General features: G+C 43.3%; 18 protein-coding genes. 4 read left to right on the forward strand and 14 right to left on the reverse strand.

Translation table 11 applies throughout. The features are described from left to right. Positions 1–28: 28 nt before the first annotated feature. The 11 genes from ruvA to G460_RS0118455 form a co-directional block, all read right to left on the reverse strand. Positions 29–625, reverse strand: a complete 597-nt coding sequence (ruvA, locus tag G460_RS0118405) for a Holliday junction branch migration protein RuvA (protein ID WP_026956733.1) — start codon at positions 623–625, stop codon at positions 29–31. Next, complete coding sequence (locus G460_RS0118410) at positions 622–2,892, reverse strand: NADP-dependent malic enzyme (protein WP_026956734.1); 2,271 nt, start codon at positions 2,890–2,892, stop codon at positions 622–624. Before G460_RS0118410 ends, ruvA begins: the two co-directional genes overlap by 4 nt. Positions 2,893–2,912: 20 nt before the next feature. Next, positions 2,913–4,010: a DUF4837 family protein gene (locus G460_RS0118415; protein WP_026956735.1), complete on the reverse strand. Its 1,098-nt coding sequence runs from the start codon at positions 4,008–4,010 to the stop codon at positions 2,913–2,915. Positions 4,011–4,136: 126 nt separating this feature from the next. Next, complete coding sequence (locus tag G460_RS0118420) at positions 4,137–5,531, reverse strand: LysM peptidoglycan-binding domain-containing protein (protein ID WP_026956736.1); 1,395 nt, start codon at positions 5,529–5,531, stop codon at positions 4,137–4,139. A 10-nt stretch (positions 5,532–5,541) separates the two neighbouring features. Further along, positions 5,542–6,969, reverse strand: coding sequence for an Asp-tRNA(Asn)/Glu-tRNA(Gln) amidotransferase subunit GatA (gene gatA, locus G460_RS0118425; protein ID WP_026956737.1), 1,428 nt, complete (start codon positions 6,967–6,969; stop codon positions 5,542–5,544). 19 nt (positions 6,970–6,988) lie between these two features. Further along, positions 6,989–7,186, reverse strand: a complete 198-nt coding sequence (gene tatA / locus G460_RS0118430; protein WP_026956738.1) for a twin-arginine translocase TatA/TatE family subunit — start codon at positions 7,184–7,186, stop codon at positions 6,989–6,991. A gap of 113 nt (positions 7,187–7,299) precedes the next feature. Continuing rightward, entirely contained in the window at positions 7,300–8,544 is a 1,245-nt protein-coding gene (locus G460_RS0118435) for a murein hydrolase activator EnvC family protein (protein ID WP_026956739.1), read from the reverse strand. Between the two features lie 8 nt (positions 8,545–8,552). Next, on the reverse strand, positions 8,553–9,293 hold the full coding sequence (gene lolB1, locus G460_RS0118440) for a lipoprotein insertase outer membrane protein LolB1 (protein WP_026956740.1): 741 nt from the start codon (positions 9,291–9,293) through the stop codon (positions 8,553–8,555). Beyond that, entirely contained in the window at positions 9,286–11,013 is a 1,728-nt protein-coding gene (locus G460_RS0118445) for a tetratricopeptide repeat protein (protein ID WP_026956741.1), read from the reverse strand. Before G460_RS0118445 ends, lolB1 begins: the two co-directional genes overlap by 8 nt. Before the next feature lie 123 nt (positions 11,014–11,136). Continuing rightward, complete coding sequence (locus tag G460_RS0118450; protein WP_026956742.1) at positions 11,137–12,636, reverse strand: lipopolysaccharide biosynthesis protein; 1,500 nt, start codon at positions 12,634–12,636, stop codon at positions 11,137–11,139. Between the two features lie 15 nt (positions 12,637–12,651). Continuing rightward, entirely contained in the window at positions 12,652–13,437 is a 786-nt protein-coding gene (locus G460_RS0118455) for an enoyl-CoA hydratase/isomerase family protein (protein WP_026956743.1), read from the reverse strand. 202 nt (positions 13,438–13,639) lie between these two features. Here G460_RS0118455 and G460_RS0118460 point away from each other — a divergent pair, with 202 nt between their 5' ends. The 3 genes from G460_RS0118460 (at position 13,640) to G460_RS0118470 (ending at position 17,578) form a co-directional block, all read left to right on the forward strand. After that, positions 13,640–15,094, forward strand: a complete 1,455-nt coding sequence (locus G460_RS0118460; protein WP_026956744.1) for an NADP-dependent isocitrate dehydrogenase — start codon at positions 13,640–13,642, stop codon at positions 15,092–15,094. Between the two features lie 122 nt (positions 15,095–15,216). Then, complete coding sequence (locus tag G460_RS0118465; RefSeq protein ID WP_026956745.1) at positions 15,217–16,518, forward strand: glycosyltransferase family 4 protein; 1,302 nt, start codon at positions 15,217–15,219, stop codon at positions 16,516–16,518. Next, positions 16,499–17,578: a DegT/DnrJ/EryC1/StrS family aminotransferase gene (locus tag G460_RS0118470; protein ID WP_026956746.1), complete on the forward strand. Its 1,080-nt coding sequence runs from the start codon at positions 16,499–16,501 to the stop codon at positions 17,576–17,578. Before G460_RS0118465 ends, G460_RS0118470 begins: the two co-directional genes overlap by 20 nt. Position 17,579: 1 nt before the next feature. On the opposite strand, the gene G460_RS0118475 is transcribed toward G460_RS0118470, so the two are convergent. The 3 genes from G460_RS0118475 to G460_RS0118485 are packed head-to-tail and all read right to left on the reverse strand — an operon-like array spanning position 17,580 to position 19,287. Beyond that, positions 17,580–18,242, reverse strand: coding sequence for a hypothetical protein (locus G460_RS0118475; RefSeq protein ID WP_157366963.1), 663 nt, complete (start codon positions 18,240–18,242; stop codon positions 17,580–17,582). Positions 18,243–18,257: 15 nt separating this feature from the next. Then, positions 18,258–18,434: a hypothetical protein gene (locus G460_RS23235; protein WP_157366964.1), complete on the reverse strand. Its 177-nt coding sequence runs from the start codon at positions 18,432–18,434 to the stop codon at positions 18,258–18,260. A gap of 10 nt (positions 18,435–18,444) precedes the next feature. Continuing rightward, on the reverse strand, positions 18,445–19,287 hold the full coding sequence (locus G460_RS0118485; protein ID WP_026956748.1) for a VOC family protein: 843 nt from the start codon (positions 19,285–19,287) through the stop codon (positions 18,445–18,447). Between the two features lie 125 nt (positions 19,288–19,412). On the opposite strand from G460_RS0118485, the gene G460_RS0118490 reads away from it, so the two are divergent. Continuing rightward, positions 19,413–20,546, forward strand: a complete 1,134-nt coding sequence (locus G460_RS0118490) for a DUF819 family protein (RefSeq protein ID WP_026956749.1) — start codon at positions 19,413–19,415, stop codon at positions 20,544–20,546.

Here is a 20,546-nt window from a genome sequence, read left to right on the forward strand (position 1 = left end):
TTGTCCAAAAGTTCAATCCTAATTCAAATTATGTTGTCTTTAAAGATGCTTTAATTAAATCTTCTAAGGAAATTTCTCCGTTGGTTTTTTTGAGTACCTGACTGATATTTTTCTCAGCGGCAGCTTTGGGAAAACCTAATGTAATCAAGGCTTGTAACGCTTCCTCACGGATTTTATTACTTGATTTCAAGAAACCCAATTGACTAGGACTGGTTTCGCTTGTGGTTTTTCCTACTTTATCTTTGAGCTCGAGTATGATACGCTGAGCAGTTTTGGCACCGATACCTTTGACATGCTGGATCGTAGCTACATCTCCGGACAAAATTGCCTGCTCAATTTCCTCTGTAGAGAGGGAGGAAAGTATCATCAGCCCAGTGTTAGGACCTACTCCATTGATAGAGATCAGGAGTAAAAAAAGTCGTTTTTCATCCTCTTCTTTGAACCCGTAGAGGGTATGAGCGTCCTCTTTGATATGCAAAAAGGTGAGGAGCTTGATCTGCTCCTCATCTTTGATTTTGCTATAAGTCTGAAGGGATATTTTCACCTGATATCCTACTCCTGCTACATCTATGATCACATAGGTAGGATCCTTGAAAACGAGTCTTCCCTGTAAGTATGCTATCATAGCGAGTTAGATGATTGTGCATCTACTACTGCCACGGCTACCATGTTGACAATCTCGCGGATCGAGCTGCCCAGCTGCAGAATGTGAACTGGTTTGTTCATCCCCAGCAAAATTGGCCCAATGGCCTCAGCATTGCCGAGTTCTGCCATCAGTTTGTAGGCGATATTTCCAGATGCTAGGTCTGGGAAAATCAAGGTGTTTACTCGCTTGCCTATCAAGTTGGAGAATGGATAGACATCTCGCTGGATTTCTTCATTCAAAGCTACATTAGCTTGCATTTCGCCTTCGATGATCAGTTCCGGATATTTGGCCTTTGCCAGGGCGGTGGCTTTTGCCATTTTCTCTGCAAATTCTCCTTTGGCAGAACCAAAATTGGAATAGGAAAGCATGGCGATGCGAGGCTCCATGTTGAAGAATCTTACAGCCTCAGCAGTCAAACCAATGATTTCCACCAGTTCTTCGGCTGTAGGGTTTAGATTGACAGTCGCGTCGGCAAAGAAATAAGGACCTTTGTCCGTATTCATGATATACATCCCCGCTACACGCTTTGTACCTTCTTTGACTCCGATAGAGTGGAGTGAAGGGAGGATCGTTTTCGGATAGTCTCTCGTCAAACCAGAAATAAAAGCATCAGCCATTCCTGTTTCGACCATCATGGCTCCAAAATAATTTCTTTGAGTCACCAGTCTAGCTGCATCTGCCGGAGTCATGCCTTTTCGCTGTCTTTTTTTGAAAAGGATATCTGTAAACTGACTGAGCCTTTGTGTCTCTTCTAGCGGGTCGATGATCGTCACACCTTGTAGGTCGAGTGAGTTTTCTTCGATTAGAGTCAGGATGCGCTCTTTATTCCCCAATAAGATTGGAATTGCAATTTTTTCATCCCGCACAGTTTGAGCTGCTTTCAGGATTTTGCGATTGTCAGCTTCAGCAAAGACCACACGCTTCGGATCTTTTTTGGCTCGGGCGATGACTACAGACATCAGTCGCTGATCGATACCTATGCGCTCTTGAAGCTCGAGCTCGTATGCTCCCCAGTCAATGACTGGATTTTTAGCAACACCTGTTTCCATAGCTGCCTTAGCCACCGCAGGAGCGATAGTCGTGATCAGTCTTGGATCCAATGGTTTTGGGATCAGGTAAAGTCTACCAAAGCCCAGTTTATCTTCCCCATACGCTTTGTTGACGATATCAGGGACAGGTTCTTTGGCTAGTTTGGCAATAGCTTTGGCTGCTGCCAGTTTCATCTCTTCATTGATAGCTGTGGCTCTTACGTCCAATGCTCCCCTAAAAATGTATGGGAATCCCAGTACATTATTAACTTGGTTTGGATGATCTGATCGACCGGTCGCCATGATGATATCTTCTCTGGCATCCATCGCCAGTTCATAGGCGATTTCAGGATCTGGATTGGCAAGGGCAAAGACGATTGGGTCATTTGCCATCAGTCTGAGCTGATCTTGAGAGACGACATTGCCTGCGGAAAGTCCCAGAAATACATCTGCTCCCTTCATGGCATCATCTAGAGACTTTAGGTCTCGGCTAGTGCTGAATTCCCTTCTGATTTCGTCCAGGTCAGTTCTGTCATGTCTCAAGATTCCATCTTTGTCACACAGTACAATATTTTCTCTTTTTATCCCGAGAGAGATATAGAATCTGGTACATGAGATGGCAGCTGCTCCAGCGCCATTGACGACAAGTTTTATTTCTGAGATATCCTTGCCGACTATTTCCAAGGCATTCAATAATGCAGCTCCGGAAATAATAGCTGTGCCATGCTGATCATCATGCATGACAGGGATATTCATTTCTTTTTTAAGTGTTTGCTCTATTTCAAAGCATTCAGGGGCTTTGATGTCTTCAAGGTTGATACCTCCAAAAGTCGGCTCAAGGGACTTGATAGTTTGAATCAGTTTTTTGGGATCCTTTTCGTCTATTTCGATGTCAAAGACATCTATTCCTGCGAATTTTTTGAATAGGACTCCTTTTCCCTCCATTACTGGTTTGGAAGCTGCCGCACCTATATCTCCTAATCCTAAGACGGCAGAACCGTTGGAAATAACACCTACTAGATTTGCCTTGGAGGTGTACTTGTAGGCGTTTTCTGGGTTGGAAGCGATCTCTTTACAAGGTTCGGCTACTCCAGGAGAATATGCCAAAGCCAGGTCCATTTGACTGGACAGGGGCTTTGTAGGCATGACTTCTATCTTTCCCGGTGTTCCTTGTTGGTGATAATTGAGAGCGTCTTCTTTACGAATTTTGATTGCCATAAAAAGCTCAATATTTGGGTTTAGGCTCCTGTATTGGGAGTCCAACTCACATCAGTATTGAGCAAAATGGTTTCAATTTCACGAAGTGCGTCTCGATGTACTTCATTAGGGAAGTATACAAAGCCTTCGATGTAATACAGTTTTCCTTTTTTCTCGTCAACCATGAGGTACCCGAGATAGGATCCACCCATGCTGATGTTGTTGGTCTTCCAAGAAGCCCTCATTTCGGTAGTAAAATTATCATTTATCACCATGTTTCGGAAAGCAGGAGGGATTTGTTTTTCAGTGATCACAAATGAATTGGGGTCTTCGGGATCGCCGAATATATGCTTGTTAGTGATTGAGTCTCTGATTTTCAGGATGTTTTCAGGGAAAGTTTGCTCTTCGGATATGTAGTCTTCGACATGAAAAAACAGACTGATATCCGCTCTGTTACCCGATGGAGTTGGCTGTCTGACCCATAAGAAGCCAGGTTCTGACTTCGCTACTTGATAGGATGCAGGGACATTGATCTGGATACCTAGGTTCTTTTCCGCCTCAGCATTGGCTGCTGTGTTTTTCCTTGCTAGGATCGCTTTTTCGAGTCTTCCTCTTTCTCTGACTTCAAATAGATTTTGGAGTCTGTCCCCGTTTGCTTTCAGGTTTTTGATGAGCTGCTCCTCAGTATTTCCAAAAAGATACAGGACTTCCTGTCCAACAGCATATTCATCTTCTACCCGAAGTGAATAGATCGTTGGGTCATTGAGTGCTTTTTCTTTGGATTCCTTAGAAAATTGCTGATTGATCACCTGAGAGGATGCTGCTTTGTCATCAAAAGTGGTGACATAGATTAAATTGGTGGACATCTTAAGCATACGGGTCATGGCTCTAGGGTCCACTGTATTTACTTTGAACTTGGCTTCTGATCGGATCATGCCAGGCAGATCTGCTTCGAATATATCTTTGAGAGCATCGCCTACCGGTCCTGCGTATTTGGCAGAATCGATCACTAGGATGATCTCTCCGATGGAGCCTCTTGCTTTGGGTTTGGCGCTATCCAGTCCTTTGCCGTCTGTATCACAGGCGTAAAAGGTGGCGCAAATCGCAATAAGTCCAAGGATTTTTGAAAGGGTTTTCATTCAGATATGGTTTGATTCTTTGGGTATTTCAAAATACGGTAATTCCCCACTTATACCCGAATAGGAGCCCATCTTTTGGGCTTTGTTAAAAAAAATTAACGTTTTCGACTGTCAAATCGATTTTGATCAGCCAATAATCAGTTTTTGACCAGGCTTGATATTGTTGTTGTTCAGATTGTTCAGGCGCTTGATTTGCTCGACTGATAGGCCTGTGTGTCTTTTGGATATGATCCACAAAGAATCGCCTGGCTGTACGGTGTAAGTTTTTTGTCCACTGGAATTGGTGCTGACCTGAGCGATGGCCTGTGTATTAGCTGAATAGATGGTGAGCCTCTGACCGACACGGATCAAATTGGAGGAAAGCCCATTCCAAGATTTGATCTGCGATACACTTACTCCGTGTCTGGAAGCGATTCTTCCTAGTACATCTCCAGAACGTACACGATAGGTGATTCCTTCCCGCTGGATTTCTTGCGCTAGTGACTCTACGGGTTGGACGATCAGTTTGTCACTTGCCAATAATGTCAAAGGTGCATTGCCCAAAGAGTCTGAGATCCAAGCGAGATTATCCTGAACAAAAGGAGCTTTGGACCGAGGAATGCGGATGGCCATGCTACGATTAGTTTCAGGTACTTTCCTGCGCTTGATAGACGGGTTGAGTTTTTCCAAATCAGCTACACAAAGATTGGTCAGCTCTGCAAGCTTTTCCAGACTCATAGCTCTATCAAATCTGATTTTCTCATACGCTACCGCATAGGTGGGCTCTTCTGGGTGGAAGTTGTGCTCATCCAAGTGGTTCAAAATATAGAGCATGGCCTGAAATTGGGGCACATAGCCTCGAGTCTCTCTAGGTAGGTAGTTATACACTCCCCAAAATGTCTTTTTGCCTCCGGATCTACGGATTGCTTTCCGCACATTGCCTGGGCCGCAGTTGTATGCAGCTAGTGCAAGCTCCCAATCATCAAACATCCTGTAGAGCGATTTTAGATATTTGGCTGCAGATTCAGTGGATAGTTCTGGATCCATTCTATCATCCACATCGGGATTGACATTCATCCCATACATTCTGCCAGTGGCTGGCATAAATTGCCAGAGACCCATGGCCCCAACTCTGGAACGGATCTGAGGATCCAGGCCAGATTCTATAATCGAAAGAAATTTGATTTCTTCCGGCATTTCATGCTTGCGGAGAGTCTCATCAAACATGGGCCAAAAATGGTCCTTTCGGGCCAATACCATTTTGGTATAGTCCCGGTTTCGTACAGTGAAATATTGGATAAAAGAAAAAATCCGATCATTCAATTCAAAAGGCATATCTGTCTTCATTGCCTTGATGCGACGGTCGATCTCATCGTAGGTGAAGTCAGGAATGTATTCGTATTGATAATTTGGCTGGATTTCTTCTTCTGAAAAATCAGTAGCTGCTGCCACCAATTCCCCATCTTGAGAAAAGGCAGGACTCAGAAGCATCGTACAGGGAATAAGTGCAAGTAGGAATGATCTGAATCGAGTCTTTTTCATGAGGTCTATGTTATGAAGTCAAATTTGTCAAATAATTGGAAAATGCGTAGAGTTCCGCTTCTTTGAACGAATTGGAAATCACCTGCAAGCCAATTGGCATGCCTTCAGCATCTTTCCCGTTGGGAATAGAGATAGCCGGGACACCGGATACGGATGCTTGGACCGTAAATAAGTCTTCCAGGTACATCGCTACCGGATCACCGCTGTGCTCTCCAAATTTGAACGCTGTAGAAGGCGTTGTCGGCATAATAAGATAGTCAAAATCATTCAAAAGATCTTCGGTGAAATCTTTAATCAGTCTTCTGACTTTCTGTGCCTTGGTGAAATAGGCATCGTAATAACTGGCACTGAGTACAAATGTACCCAGCATGATTCTCTTTTTTACTTCGTCGCCAAATCCCTCGGATCTCGAAAGCTTGTACATGCTTTCCAAATTATGAGCCTGTGGACTGCGATGGCCATACTTGACTCCGTCAAATCTGGATAAGTTGGAGCTGGCCTCAGCAGTAGTCAGGATATAGTAGGTAGGCAAAACATATTCAAGTAGCGGAAATTCCACTTCCTCGACTTCATGGCCTTCTGACTTTAGTTTTTCTAAGACCGCCAATGTCTGCGCTTTGATCTCAGGCTGTAAGGCAGGAGATTCAATGGCTTCCTTGAAGTAGGCTATTTTTGCTTTTTTCTCAAAGTGCAAAAGCTCCGAATAGGGAAGGACAGGCTTGCGAGAAGAGGTGCTGTCAAAGTCATCATGTCCGGCGATGACCTGCATGATTCTCGCATTGTCTTTCACGGTGTGAGAAAATACCCCTATCGTGTCAAAGGAGGAAGCGTAGGCAATCAAGCCCCATCTCGATACTCTTGAATAGGTAGGCTTCATCCCAATGACCCCTGTGAAGGCTGCCGGCTGACGTACAGAACCTCCAGTATCAGTGCCAAGAGATGCAGTGCATAGATTGGCCTGAACAGCTACCGCTGATCCTCCGGACGAACCTCCAGGTACGCGGCTTTCATCTGCTGCATTGAGCACTTTGCCGTGTGCGGAGTTTTCATTGGATGATCCCATTCCGAATTCATCACAGTTCAGACGACCGATGATGATCGCATCTTGATCGATGAGTCTTTGAACTGCCGTGGTAGTGAATTGGGCTTCGTAGCCCTTAAGAATTGAGGAGGCTGCGTTGGACTCAAACCCTTTGTAATTCAAGACGTCCTTGATGCCAATGACCATGCCGGCTAGTTTGCCTGCGTTGCCATTTGCGAGTCGTTCGTCAATGGATCGGGCCTGTTCCAAAGCGGATTGCTCATAAACTTCGACGAAGGCGTTGAGATGCGCCTTCGTCTTGATGTTTTGTAGATAATAGCTGACTATCGCTTGACAATCAGTCTCTTTTTTCTCGAGCGATTTTTTTATTTCGTCGAATGAAATAAATTTTTCCAAAGCTTATGGGCTTAAGGGATTACTTTTTTTTATCCTTTAGTCCCTCTTCGAGATCATTTTGAATATCCTTGGTAGCGTCTTTGAACTCTCTAATTCCTCGTCCAAGACCTCTGGCCAATTCAGGGATTCTTTTAGCTCCGAATAGAAGGAGGATGACCAAAACGATCAATACGATCGAGCCACCGCCCATGTTCTGAATAAAACCCAATGTTGTCATGATTACTTTTGTTTTAGGGTAAATGTGGTCACAAAGATAAAACTGTCATTGGCTTAGACAAAAGAAGCTTTGCAACTCGGGAAATCTTTTTAATGAATATACGAAATTTTAACCTATTTGGACGTGATCCATGTTGCGGGATCCATTTTTTGAAGTCCTTTCCAAGTTTGAAAGTGAACTTCTGCCTCGCCATTGGCATCCGTAGCTACTTGCCCAAGTACGTCTTTTGATTTGACTGACTGGCCGGATTTTACAGAAACGGACTTAAGCTTGGTGTATAAGGTATAATACTCGCCATGTTTGATCAAAACTGTCTCTCCATACCCTGGCATGGAGGCGACTTTGGCCACTGTGCCATCGAAGACTGCCCGGACACTTGAGTTGGGCTGAGTCCGAATATTGATGCCGTCATTTTGGACATAAATGCCTCTCAATGATGGGTGAGGGTTGTTTCCATAGTTCATGGTTATAAAACCAGTTTCCACAGGCCAAGGTAGTCTTCCTTTGTTTCCGGCAAAAGAACTGGAAAGTGCCCGTGCTTCCGGAGTCAGAGGCATACTGCTACCTGCTGATTTCGTAGTAGAGCTATTTTCTTTATTCGCAGCTGCTTCAGCGAGTCGGATTTCCTCCTCAATCGCTTTTCGGATCATAGATTCGAGCTGTTGTTGCTGCTTTTTGGTAGCTGTGATCTGTTTTTTGATGTCTCTTTCTTTGCGGGAAAGGACGTTGACCATACCTTGTTGTTCTTTCCGGAGCTCTTCCAGCTTGGCTCTTTCTTTCTGTTCCTCGGCCAATACTTTTACTTTGTCTGCTTTGCGGACATCAAGTAGTTTTCTTTCTTCTTCCAGTTCTAGGGAGAGAATTTCAATTTGCTCTGCTTGCTGCTTACGGCTGTCAGTGTACTGCTTGAGGTATTTCAGTCTCATGTAGAGCTGATTGAAAGAGCCAGAACTGAATACAAATGAGACGATTGAGAGATTCCTGTTCATTTTGGAAGCATTGTAGACCATGCGGGCGTATTCTTCCTTTAGCTCTTTGAGTTCCTGAGTCAGCGATTCGATTTTGTCCTCGTTTTCGGAGATTTCCTGATCGAGTACTTTTACCTCGCGGGAGAGTGTATTGACGAGTCTGCTTTGTGTTTCGTATTGACGGGTGATAGCGTTGAGCTCTCCGATTGTATTTTTTTTCGTTGCTGCAGTTTGCTTGAGAATGGCGTCAAACTCCCTCAGTTTGGCTTGGACTTCAGCTTTGTCTTTTTCCAGTTGCTCACGTGTACGACTGGTCTGAGCTATCAAGTCTTGACTCAGCAGACCTGTCAAAACCAACATACATACAAAGATCAAAGATAGGTGGCGCATGCTAGGAATTAGAATCTGAATGGAAAACTAAGTGGATCGGATTGCGGATCGATACTGGTCCATTCCACATTGATGATGGTATTTTGACCACCTTCTGGTAGCTTGTAAGCGAGCTTGTAAAGGACTTCCGCAGGAAAAGGCTTTCCTCCCACATCTTGAAAAGTCGCAAAGCTGGCCAGTAAACTGCCTCGATCATCCAGAGAATTGCTGACGAGTTCGGAGACTTTTGCATACGAAACGTCCACCTTGCTGAAATAGCGTACTTTTTCTCTGACCTGTGTCAATTCATACGATTTGCCTACTTTGAGTAGTCTATCTTTGTAGTCAAAAGAGTGAGGTGGGTTGGCCCAAAGGAGATTTTGGAAGAGATCCAGAGAAAGCTTTAATCCATAATGAGTTTCAAATTCGGCAAAAGTCAAATTGATGTCATCTTTACCCAACCTATCTTTGATTTGAATTTTCTCCTGAGTGATCAGACCTCTCACGGCCTCCATGCCCATGCCGGGTGAGATGGTAAACCAAAGAACACTGTCTTTTTTAGCGCGTAGATTGAGACTACCCCGTGTGATTTTACCAGATTCTTCCTCGATCACGATCTTAGCTTTGGCATTGAGATAGTCAAAGTCCGCATAAATGGGACTGAAGTCCTCCATCCTTCCATCGGCATCGAAGGGGATCGTTTTTTTGGCACAAGAATTTAAAAAAATCAGTCCTGACACTAGCAGCAGGAAAGGCAAAAATTTACTCATGGTATTTTCCATCTTTGATTTTTAAAGGCAATAACTCAGAAGCCTCGGTGCTGTCGGCAGCTTTTTTCCAATAACTCAACGCTTCGGACTTGTCACCCAGGTGATACAGGATGTCGCCATAATGCTCCAGCATGACTCCGCTAGGTTCATTTTCATGTTGCATCGCCAAATCCATGTATTTTCTGGCTCCCTCAAAATCTCCTAGCTGAAACAACACCCATGCATGTGTATCCAAAAAAGTGCCATTGTCTGGAAATCTCTCAACAACTTTTTGGGACATGCTTTTTGCCTTTTCCAAATCCCGTTTTTCTAAAGAAAGGAAATAGGCATAATTGTTCATCGTCTGTTCATCTCTTGGGTTGAGTTCAAGAGCTTTGTCAAAGTAGTGAAACGCTGAGTCGATCTCTCCAAGATTGTACAGCGAACTTCCTAAGGAACCGTAAGCGACTTGGTCCAATTGCGGGTTTTTGCTCGAGTTGAGCTCCAGTGCCTTAGTGAGTGATTCCACTGCCGCACTGTCTTTTTTGACAGCGGATTTGACTATGCCGTCATAAAACCAGAATTCTGGATTTTCGGGAAACTCATCCACTCCCATAATGGTAAACTTCTCAGCTTCCGCAAAATCTGGAGTGTCTCCAAATGACCCCAAAATAACCTGCTCGAGAAGTTTTGCATTTTTAGGATTGAGAGTCAGTGATTTTTTGAATAAAGCAATAGCTTCTGCCTGATTACCTTCTTTGATTTTCCGCTCTCCCAACGCTTCATAGATTGCTGCGTTTTGAGGTTCTGTTTGAGACATATATCCCGCGAGTGTGTCGAGCATCCCCTCTCTTTCGGGAGTCTTGATCTCATTGAGCAAGGAGACAAAAGCTCTGGCTTTGACTTCTGGATCCAAGTCCGGGCTGGAAAAAGCCTGGATCAAATAAGAGTTAGAAGCTTTGATTTGTCCCTTTTCTTTGAGCAGGGAATGGGCTGCCATTTGCAACTCGGGTTGATTGGGATATTTGCTGATTTCTTCATTGACAAGCGTCAAGGCTTGATCGATTTGGTTGTTATTATAGAGGATTTCTACAAGATTGAGTACATAAGTCGGGTTGCCGGGACGTGCCTCGATGAGTCTTTCACCTTCTTCTATTGCCTTGTCCAGATTGTTGTTCCGGAGATAGATTCGCTGCTTTTGGACTGTGATCGGTTCCAGCACTCCGTAGTATTCTTCGGCTCTGTCTAATACTACCAAGGCTTGGTCAAATTCCCCCGCATTGAGCAGCAAGGAAGCCAAGTCAAGGTTGTATTGCTGGTTGCTCTCTCCATCAGCAGTGAGCTGATCGAGGATTTCAGCAGCTTTGAGTGGTTGCTTGAGATTATTGTAGATCTCGGCTACCATCAGAGCATAATACTTGTTTTCTGAATCGAGTTGTACAGCTTTTTCAGCATAGGGGAGAGCCTTTTCGGATTGGTTGGCTCTGCTGTAGAGTTCGGCGATTTTATAGTTGATTGCGGCTTCTTCCGGACTGAGTTCGAGAGATTTTTGGAGGTAGAAAAATGCTTTGTCCAGATCGCCCAAACTCATTTGTTTGGTGCCCTCGATGAAATAGCGGCTCGTGAGCGCTTCGGTTTCTTGTTGTTTTCTCTCTTTTTTGGAAAGTTTTTGCTGCGCAAAACCAGTCCAAGTCACAAGAGAAAAGAATATGTATAGGAATAGAAATTTCTTGAAAACCACGTAGTACAGGGATTGAGAATCAAATCACAAACATAATGCCTTTTGACGAAAGGGCGGAAGAAAGATTCGTAGGTGAGGAATCTAGGTGAGAACACATAAAAGCAAAAAATGATCCCAATTGCTTTAGGTAGTTTTTCTCCTAAGTTTTTTTAACTCCTCTTTTTCCAGTAAAAGCAGCAAAAGCGTAAAGGGAATCAAGAGTGCATTTTTGCCCATAAAATTCAATACCGTGCTTCCGAGGTCTAGATAGAATCCACCATAGCTCAGCACAAAAGCAACAATGAGATAGAATGAGTCTCTCCCTGTCTGATATGGGATAGGATAATACTTTTGTCCATAGAGAAAGCAAAGAATACACATCACCAAGTAGCAAAGGATGGTACTCAAGGAGCCGCCCAAATATCCAAACTTTGGCACCAGTAGAAAAATGACTGCAATAGTGACAGCGGCACCTGCCAAGGTGATCCAAAAGCTATACTTGGTTTGATCGGTGATCTTAAACCAGATGGAGAGGTTGAAATAGATCCCCAATAGCAAATAGCCCATCAAGAGCATCGGAACCATAAATAGACCGGTTAAGTAGCTTTCATCTCTCAAAAACAGTGGGCCGATCCAAAACAAATTTACAGAAATCGCTACCATTAGGAATGAGCAAAAAATGATAAAAGCATGCATCACTCTGGCGTAGAGTTGTGGGCTATTTTTGTTGGTAGATTGACTGAAGAAAAAAGGTTCTGCGGCATACTTGAATGCTTGTACGACCAGATTCATCAAAATGGCCAGTTTGAAATTGGCCCCGAAAACTCCTCCAGCTTCTCTGCTGTTCATACCCGAGTAGAAGTTTTCTGGAAGCAGGTATTCAAAGAGTAGTCTGGAAATCAGTTCGTTGGTCACTCCTGCCAATCCCATAAATAAAAGTGGGATGGAATAATCCCACATGGGCTTGATGATTTCCTTTTCCAGTCGGAAGCTGAAAAATCCAGCTTTCCACCAGACAAATGGGATAATCAACCCGTTGGCAAAAAGATTGGCCAGCAAGATATACTCGACTCCCCAGTCAGATCGATATCCCAAAAATCCTTCTGAGATGATGCCTGAGTCGATCATTTTGGGAAATACTGCTATCAAAAGAATATTGAAAGCGACGTTCAAAAAGATGTTGAGCAATTTTGCAGAGGCAAAAGTCAATGACTTATTGTCCAGCCTCAATTTGGCAAAAGGAATGGCAAGAATCGCATCGAATGAAAGAATCAAGGCCGTCCATCGGAACAGGTAAGCCTGGCCGGGATAGTCCATCCAGACCGACAATGTCGGAGCCAATAAGTATAGTCCGGTACCTAGTCCAAGAGTGGAAAGGATGAGGATAGATTGCGTGTTGGAATAGACCCGCTTGGGATCGAGATTTTTACCTGTGGAAAAACGGAAAAAGCTGGTTTCCATTCCATAGGTAAAAATGATGTTTAAAAAGCCGACCAGCGCATAGATGCTTGTAAAGGAGCCCATGGACTCTGTACTCAGAAACTCCGTGTACAGAATAATGAGTAAAAAATTAATGGACCTGCCCAGTATACTGCTCAGTCCATACACTGCGGTTTGCCCGGCGAGTTTTTTTAAACTACTCATGAAGTACCAAGGGATTTATTCTCCCTTGAAAATTGGTTTTCTTTTTTCCAGAAATGCCGAAGTACCTTCCACATAGTCACCTGATTTGACACATCTGGCAAAGCTATTTGCTTCGGTCTGGAAACCATTTTCGTCAGATAAAAATGCTGCGTTGACACAATCGATGATCATGCCGATCGCCAAAGGAGCTTTGGACATGATTTTGGCTATGATTTCCTCTGCTTTGTCGATAGCGTCAGCTTTGGTAGGTAATACGTAGTTGACGAGCTTGAGCTGCAATGCTTCGTCTGCACCGATCATATCGCCGGTCATCATCAATTCATTGGCCTTTCCCCGTCCCACAAGGATGGTCAGTCGCTGCGTGCCCCCGTAGCCTGGGATGATTCCCAGATTGACTTCCGGTTGGCCAAATTTTGCGTTTGCCGTCGCGATACGGATATGACAAGCCATTGCCAACTCACAGCCTCCACCCAGTGTGTAGCCATTGGTCACGGCTATCACAGGCTTATGGCAGTTCTCGATCATGGCAAAAATTTCCTGGCCATTTTCTGCGAATTTCCGAGCATTGACTTCATTTAATTCAGAGATTTCCTGAATGTCAGCGCCTGCCACAAAGGCTTTATCACCCGATCCGGTGAGGATCACGGCCTTGATATCTTTGTTGTCCACGACTTCATCGAAAATCTCCCTCAATTCCTCCAGAGTTTCAAAATTCAATGCATTCATTTTATCCTCCCTGTTAACTGTCAGATAGAGAACGCTTTCTTTTTCTTCAGTCAGAATATTTCGAAAATTTTCCATAGAATGTAGATTCAGTTGCAAACAAATATACAAGTGGGGTAGCCAATCCCAAATTTCCTATTGGGAAAATCTAAGCGGGAAAGTCCCGATTTGATTGGAATTGGCCTATTATTTTGATCTAAATTAATCATTTTCAAGGGCCCGTCCAGCAATTTTTAATTACTTTTGCCACTGAAAATTTTCAATATAAACCACAATATATATGTCTTCAAAAAAGAAAATCACCGTAGCCTATGGTGATGGTATTGGTCCGGAAATCATGAAAGCCACATTGAATATTTTGGAAGCTGCCGGAGCAGCGCTGGAATATGATGTGATCGAAATCGGCGAGCAGGTTTATCTCAAAGGGATTTCTTCCGGTATGGAGCCAAGTGCTTTTGATTCACTCCGCGAAACCAAGGTTTTCTTGAAGGCACCTATCACCACTCCGCAAGGTGGAGGGTTCAAGTCTTTGAATGTAACGACTCGTACTTCATTTGGTTTGTATGCCAATGTACGACCGTGTAAGTCATTTTCACCTTTTATCCAGACTCATTTTCCTGAGACAGACATGGTGATCATCCGTGAAAATGAAGAAGATCTATATGCCGGAATTGAGCATAGATCTACACAGGATGTCTATCAGTCTTTGAAGTTGATCTCCAGACCGGGATCTGAGAAAATCATCCGATATGCTTTTGAATATGCCAAGAAAAATGGTCGTCAAAAAGTGACTTGTATGACCAAGGATAACATCATGAAATTGGCGGATGGATTATTCCACAAAACTTTTGACGAGATCGCAAAAGAATATCCAGATATCAAAGCTGATCACAAAATCATCGATATCGGGACAGCCTTGATCGCGGACAGACCGGAGATGTTTGACGTAGTGGTGACTTTGAACCTATACGGTGACATCATTTCTGACGTAGCAGCTCAGGTCACTGGATCAGTTGGATTAGGTGGGTCTGCCAACGTAGGAGAAGAGGTAGCTATGTTCGAAGCGATTCACGGTTCTGCACCTGATATCGCTGGAATGGGCATCGCCAATCCATCAGGTTTGTTGAATGGAGCAATCATGATGTTGGTGCATATCGGTCAGCCAGAAGTCGCAGAGAAAGTTGCCAATGCATGGATGAAAACCTTGGAAGATGGAATTCACACTGGAGATATCTATCAAGAAGAGCTTTCTACCAAAAAAGTAGGTACTCAAGAGTTTGCAGACGCGGTGATCGCCAGAATGGGTCAAAAGCCAGAGAAAATGACTCCTGCATCTTTTAATACTGAAGATACAGAGCCAATGAACATCTTTGTGTCTGATAAACCAAAGCAAGATAAAAAGCTAATCGGTGTGGATGTATTTGTCGATTGGAATGAAAGCGGAAGAGATCCACAGGTATTGGGTGAGACTTTGAGAAAAGCCAATGCAGATGGCCTTCAGCTAACCTTGATCACCAACCGTGGGATCAAAGTATTCCCGGGTGGAATGAAAGAATCTTTCTGCACAGATCACTGGAGATGTAGATTCCAAAATGCCGAACAATCAGAAATTTCTCCCGCTCAAATCTTGGATCTATTGAAGCAAGTTGGAGACCTAGGGTTGGAGTTTGTCCAAGTAGCTAACTTGTACTCTTTCGACGGAGTGAGAGGTTATTCTTTGGCTCAGGGAGAATAAAAATGAAGATTTGAAATTCAGGATTCTAAATTGAGTTTCGATTTGAAATAAAATTAAAGATGAAGGGAGGAAGGAATTTCTCCCTTTCTTTTTGTCCTATATTTTTCCAATTTCGGCTTTGTATGGAGCACAAACTTTCCAAAAGAGTATTAATCATTACCTATTATTGGCCGCCAAGTGCCGGATCGGGAGTTCAGCGTTGGTTGAAATTCGCCAAATACCTTCCTGAGGCAGGCTGGGAACCAGTCATTTTTACTCCCGAAAATCCAGATTTTGATTTGCAGGATGAGTCCTTGCTCCAAGAGATTCCAGAATCTTTAGAGGTGATCAAATTTCCGATTTGGGAGCCTTATTCGCTGGTTTCCAAAATCAGAGGAAAAGGCAAAAGCCATCCTGCGCGAATGCTGGAGCAAAAAGAAAAAGGATGGATAGAGAAAGCCTCCATTTGGCTCAGAGCTAATTATCTGGTCCCGGACCCTAGAGTTTTTTGGGTGAAGCCTTCGATTAAATTTTTGACTGATTTGCTCTCAAATGGCCAGTTTGAGGCAGTTATCACAACCGGGCCACCCCATTCCATGCATTTGATTGGGAGAGATCTGAAAAGAAAAACAGGGGTCAAGTGGATCGCAGACTTCCGTGATCCTTGGTCAGAGTGGGAGTTTTTGGATACGCTTCCCATGAAGGATTCTGTTCGTCAAAAGCATCAAAAACTTGAAAAAGAGGTTTTGAAAGAAGCGGATCAGGTTTTGACGATTTCCCCAACTTTCCAGAGGGAATTGGAGAAAATCGGCAGGCGAAAAATCCAGTTGTTGACTAATGGCTTTGATCCGGCTGACCTGCCCCAAGGTTTCCAATCCAAAAAGAAAGAGAAGGGAGAACTTCATTTGGTTTATACCGGGATCATCGATGCTATACGAAACCCGATACCCTTATTGAAATCTATTCAAGAAGAATTCAAAGGAACGGAGGAAAAGGCAAGCATGAGTTTCGTCGGGAAAGTAAGCGAGCCGGTTCAGGAATTTGTGAAAAATGACAATTGGCTCAAGGAGCATGTCTTTTTCCCCGGATACGTCAGCCATCAGGAAGTTTTTGATTTCTATGCGAAAGCAGATGCTTTGGTTTTGATTCTCACGGATACCAAAAATGCCAAAGGAAATATTCCCGGGAAGCTATTTGAATATTTAGCTATTGGGGTTCCGATTTTGGCTTTGGGAGATCCTGAAGGGGATTCCGCTCAGATTTTGAAGAGCTCAGGACAAAATCAGGTGATTTCCCATGAAGATTTGGTAGGCATCCAAGTGGCTTTGAGAAAATTGATGGATGGAGATTTTGAGGGGGAAAGTGGAGGAAATCCTGAAGAGTATTCACGAAAGAATTTGGCAATAAAACTGGGAGGCATTCTGGATGAAAATTCCCTTTCTTGATTTAAGTCGGATGGATCAGGCTTTGCAATCTGCATTGAAAGACAAGTTTGCAAAAGTCTTGGAGGAGGGGAGATTCTCATTCGGGGAAGAGGTGTTGACTTTTGAGAAAAGGGTAGGAGATAGGCTGAAAAGCCCTCATGCCATTTCCTGCGCCAATGGGACCGATGCTTTGGAATTGGCCCTAAGAGCTTTAACTATCGGGCCTGGTGATGAGGTGATCGTTCCGGCGATGACTTGGGTGAGTACTGCGGAAGTTGTTTTGATGGTTGGGGCAAAACCTATTTTTTGGGACACAGATGGATGGGGTCTGTTGAGAGCTGATTGGGAAAAAGCAATTACATCCAAAACCAAAGCTGTAATTCCAGTTCATCTTTATGGAAAGATGGTCCCAATGGCAAAGTTGATGGCTAAAGCCAAAAAGGCCAATATCGCAGTAATCGAAGATGCTGCTCAGGCTTTTGGAGCTTTTCAGGATGGAAAAGCTACCGGAACTTGGGGAGACGTGGGCTGTTTGAGTTTTTACCCAACCAAAAACTTGGGGGCTTTGGGAGAGGCAGGAATGTGTTTGACGAATCTAAAGGATTTAGCAGAGCAAATCAGATTGCTTTCCAATCATGGGCAACTACAACGTGATGAACATACTTTAGTGGGGAGAAATAGTCGAATCGATACGCTGCAAGCCGCTTTTATGAATGTGTTGCTGGAGAGATTTGATGAGTTTCAGGGGAAGAGAAAAAAGCTGGCTGAAATTTATTGGGAGGAATTAGCAGAAATTAAAGAATTGACTTTGCCACCAAAAGCAGAAGACTCCAATCTTCATCTTTTTGTAATCCAAACCGAAAAGAGGGATTTATTAAAAGAATTTCTTCAAAGTAATGGAGTTGGGACAGCGATTCATTATCCGACTATTGTTCCAGATATTCCGGTTTACCAGCAGGAAGGGGACTTTTCCAATGCCAGAAAACTCAGTCAAAATGGACTTTCTCTGCCTTTAAACCCTTGGTTGGAGGAGAAGGAAGTGATGGAGGTTTGTGGGTTGGTGAGGGAGTTTTTTGAATGAATTAATTTGAAGATATTATTCTTTTAACAATCAAGTTTGCAGACTGACTTGCTAAAAAATAACTAGAACAATCGGAGGTGTTTATTACAATATTTTTCTTAGCAAGTTTATTCCAATACTTGATTTCCTTCCTTTTGTAAGTTTGTGAATACATTATTCCATTTTCCAAATTAGGTGGTAATGGAGGAAGAGAAATTGTGATATCTCTGTGACTACTTTTTCTTGAAGGAGGAGATACATCTATGAATTTATTAATCCTGTTCCCCAAGACTAAGTATTGCTCTCCAAATTGAAATACCTGAGTACAATTTCCTTCATTAAATTGATTAATGGTTACTTCGTTTTGGGGAACATTCCCTTTCAAAACTGAGTCTACTTTAAATATTATTTCGATCCCTTCATTTTCTAAGTTCCAATTGTTTCTTATTTCTCTATTGAAATTTAAATTTTCTTTAGGGTGGCCAATTAATACAAATTCAACTTCATTTAATAGTGCATCAATGGTTGTACTATCTAATGGGAAACAGGTACAAGCGTAAATTAAATTTGTAAATACTGTGAAATTGAAAATCAGTAAAATTCTCTTTAGATACATTAGGTCACAACAATAAAAGCACCTACCAAAACCTTTTAAATCTTGATAGATGCTGAATTTGAAATTCAATTTAGAATCGAAGGTTTACCAACGATACCCTCCTCCATACATTCCAACATTGATTGATGGACTGACTCCCATTCCATAGGGACCTCCATAGAAATTCAGCCCCACTCCTCCGGTCATGTGCATGTTAGAGCATGCTGGAAGAATCATGGATACGGCTACGATGGCAACAAAAGTTATGATTTTCTTTTTCATGAGTTCGGAATTAAGGATTGTAAACTTGAAGTGCTAATGGTGCTCCTGTCGGGTCAAGGATAACTGCCACGGAACCGTTTCTAATGGATGCATTCGGTTCGATTAAGACTTTCGCCCCTGCTGTTTTGGCTTTAGCCAAAGTCGCATTCACATCTGCTACGCGGATATAAGGAAGCCAGTGACTTCTTACAGCAGTGGATGGATTTTGAAGCATACCGGCACAGTTCATATCACCCATTTTGAAAACTGTATAATCGATTGACCCTTGTTTTGTGGAGGCAGTTTCGTAGCCCACGACAGATTTATAAAATCCTTCTGATTGTGCCGGGTCATTGGACCAGAGCTCCAAGCCTAGGAATTGATTGGTAGGAGCGACTTTCACATCAGGATCTCCGCTTGCCAATTTGATCAAGGAAAAATGCGCACCCTGAGGGTCCTGAACAAATGAAATAGTTCCCTGATTTTCGATTTGATCAGGCTTTCTCATGATTTTGGCTCCTTCGCTTTTTGCTGCACTAGTCGCTGCTGCCACGTCAGATACGGAAATTGCACCGATCCACTCACCGGAATTATTGTCACTGTTGTAATGCGCCATCAAGGCCACAGGTTTTTCTCCATCTCGGAAAACCCAGATCTTCTTTTTGTCATCTCCAAATGGAACGGTATTCCATCCAAAAACACTCTCATAGAAGTTTTTCGAAGCTTCGGGATTGGGCGAGGCAAGATTGTACCAGACTACTCTGCCTGGGTGGTATTCCGCATCTCCTATTTCTGTCAAAATCGGAGGAGCCGAACTAGGGGTACAAGCACTCAGGAAGCCTAGAATAGCTACTAGGGTAAAAAGCTGTTTCATGTTTTTTAAAATTTTGTTCCAATTAAGTTAGTTAGTGGTGGCTTCAAAACCAATGGAGAGACTTCTAAATCTTGCTTTTTTGATAGAATACATTTCATAGTCTTCATCTCTTTGTATTTTTCCCCATGACTTTTCTCCAACATCCTCTATTTGTGGCTGGGGTGCTTTGCTTCTCTGTGACATTCTCTGTTTGGTTGAATAGATTTTCTTGGGGGAAAACTATAGGTACTCCGATTTTGGTGATACTATTTTGTGCCTTGGCTTCCAATGTTGGAATTATCCCCAGTGCTATGGATGGCAATGTGGTCTATGATGGAGTCTTTAGGTATTTGGCCCCATTGGGGATTTTTATAGCCTTGTTGGAAGTGGATTTGAAAAGCCTCCGAAAAGCGGGCGGGCCCATTTTATTGATGTTTGGTCTGGGGACGGTCGGAACACTAATAGGGGTTTTTATTTCCTGGTTTTTGGTGAGACCAGCCGCTGAAATCGGAGAATTGGCATCTGCCGTAGCAGGTATGTTCGCAGGAACATACATAGGAGGAAGTATCAATTTCAACGCCATTGCGCTGAGTTATGGAGTCAATGAAAATGGAGTATTGTATGCTGCGACTACCGTGGTGGATAATCTGATCGGGACGCCTTGGATCGTGATTTCTTTGATTTTACCTCGATACCTTCAAAAAGCATTTCCAAGAAAGAGGCTGATTGCTACATCAGAACAAGAGAAAGTGACACATTCAGAGCAAATCTCAATTGCTTCACTAGCTGCGATTTTAGCTATGGGCTTGTCGGCTATGATGCTGAGTCAATGGCTTGCTTCACGACTCCCTCAGATCCCAGAAATCATCACTTTGACTACCATCGCCTTGATTTTGGCTCAGTTTCCCGCTGTTCAAAAACTAAAGGGAAAGCAGACTATCGGGTTCTTTTTCATTCTGATCTTTTTGGCGGTAATTGGGACGCTTTGTGACGTTGGAGCAATTTCAGGGATTGGAAGTTTAGCTGGAACCTTAATACTCTTTGTTTTCCTAATGGTGTTGATTCACGGAATTTTCATTTTTGGGGTAGGAGGGCTGCTGAAGATGGACTGGGATGTGGTTTCAGTCGCTTCTTTGGCCAATGTGGGAGGAAATACTACAGCTTTGGCAGCTGCTGAAAGCTTGGAAAGACCTGACTTGTTGATCCCAGGAGTGTTGGTAGGGAGTCTTGGGAATGCCTTGGGAACCTATCTGGGGTTTTTGGTCGCGGGGATGCTTTGA

It is taken from the genome of Algoriphagus vanfongensis DSM 17529 (assembly GCF_000429465.1).
In the GTDB taxonomy this organism is placed as follows: domain Bacteria; phylum Bacteroidota; class Bacteroidia; order Cytophagales; family Cyclobacteriaceae; genus Algoriphagus; species Algoriphagus vanfongensis.

What these genes read in the sequence shown, in the direction of transcription:
- G460_RS0118420 (WP_026956736.1), bottom strand. Translation starts at nt 5,531, where the DNA reads ATGAAAAAGACTCGATTCAGATCATTCCTACTTGCACTTATTCCCTGT.
- tatA (WP_026956738.1), bottom strand. Translation starts at nt 7,186, where the DNA reads ATGACAACATTGGGTTTTATTCAGAACATGGGCGGTGGCTCGATCGTA.
- G460_RS0118490 (WP_026956749.1), top strand. Translation starts at nt 19,413, where the DNA reads ATGACTTTTCTCCAACATCCTCTATTTGTGGCTGGGGTGCTTTGCTTC.
- G460_RS0118415 (WP_026956735.1), bottom strand. Translation starts at nt 4,010, where the DNA reads ATGAAAACCCTTTCAAAAATCCTTGGACTTATTGCGATTTGCGCCACC.
- ruvA (WP_026956733.1), bottom strand. Translation starts at nt 625, where the DNA reads ATGATAGCATACTTACAGGGAAGACTCGTTTTCAAGGATCCTACCTAT.
- G460_RS0118460 (WP_026956744.1), top strand. Translation starts at nt 13,640, where the DNA reads ATGTCTTCAAAAAAGAAAATCACCGTAGCCTATGGTGATGGTATTGGT.
- G460_RS0118485 (WP_026956748.1), bottom strand. Translation starts at nt 19,287, where the DNA reads ATGAAACAGCTTTTTACCCTAGTAGCTATTCTAGGCTTCCTGAGTGCT.
- G460_RS0118410 (WP_026956734.1), bottom strand. Translation starts at nt 2,892, where the DNA reads ATGGCAATCAAAATTCGTAAAGAAGACGCTCTCAATTATCACCAACAA.
- G460_RS0118435 (WP_026956739.1), bottom strand. Translation starts at nt 8,544, where the DNA reads ATGCGCCACCTATCTTTGATCTTTGTATGTATGTTGGTTTTGACAGGT.
- lolB1 (WP_026956740.1), bottom strand. Translation starts at nt 9,293, where the DNA reads ATGAGTAAATTTTTGCCTTTCCTGCTGCTAGTGTCAGGACTGATTTTT.
- G460_RS0118450 (WP_026956742.1), bottom strand. Translation starts at nt 12,636, where the DNA reads ATGAGTAGTTTAAAAAAACTCGCCGGGCAAACCGCAGTGTATGGACTG.
- G460_RS0118465 (WP_026956745.1), top strand. Translation starts at nt 15,217, where the DNA reads ATGGAGCACAAACTTTCCAAAAGAGTATTAATCATTACCTATTATTGG.
- G460_RS0118470 (WP_026956746.1), top strand. Translation starts at nt 16,499, where the DNA reads ATGAAAATTCCCTTTCTTGATTTAAGTCGGATGGATCAGGCTTTGCAA.
- G460_RS23235 (WP_157366964.1), bottom strand. Translation starts at nt 18,434, where the DNA reads ATGAAAAAGAAAATCATAACTTTTGTTGCCATCGTAGCCGTATCCATG.
- G460_RS0118455 (WP_026956743.1), bottom strand. Translation starts at nt 13,437, where the DNA reads ATGGAAAATTTTCGAAATATTCTGACTGAAGAAAAAGAAAGCGTTCTC.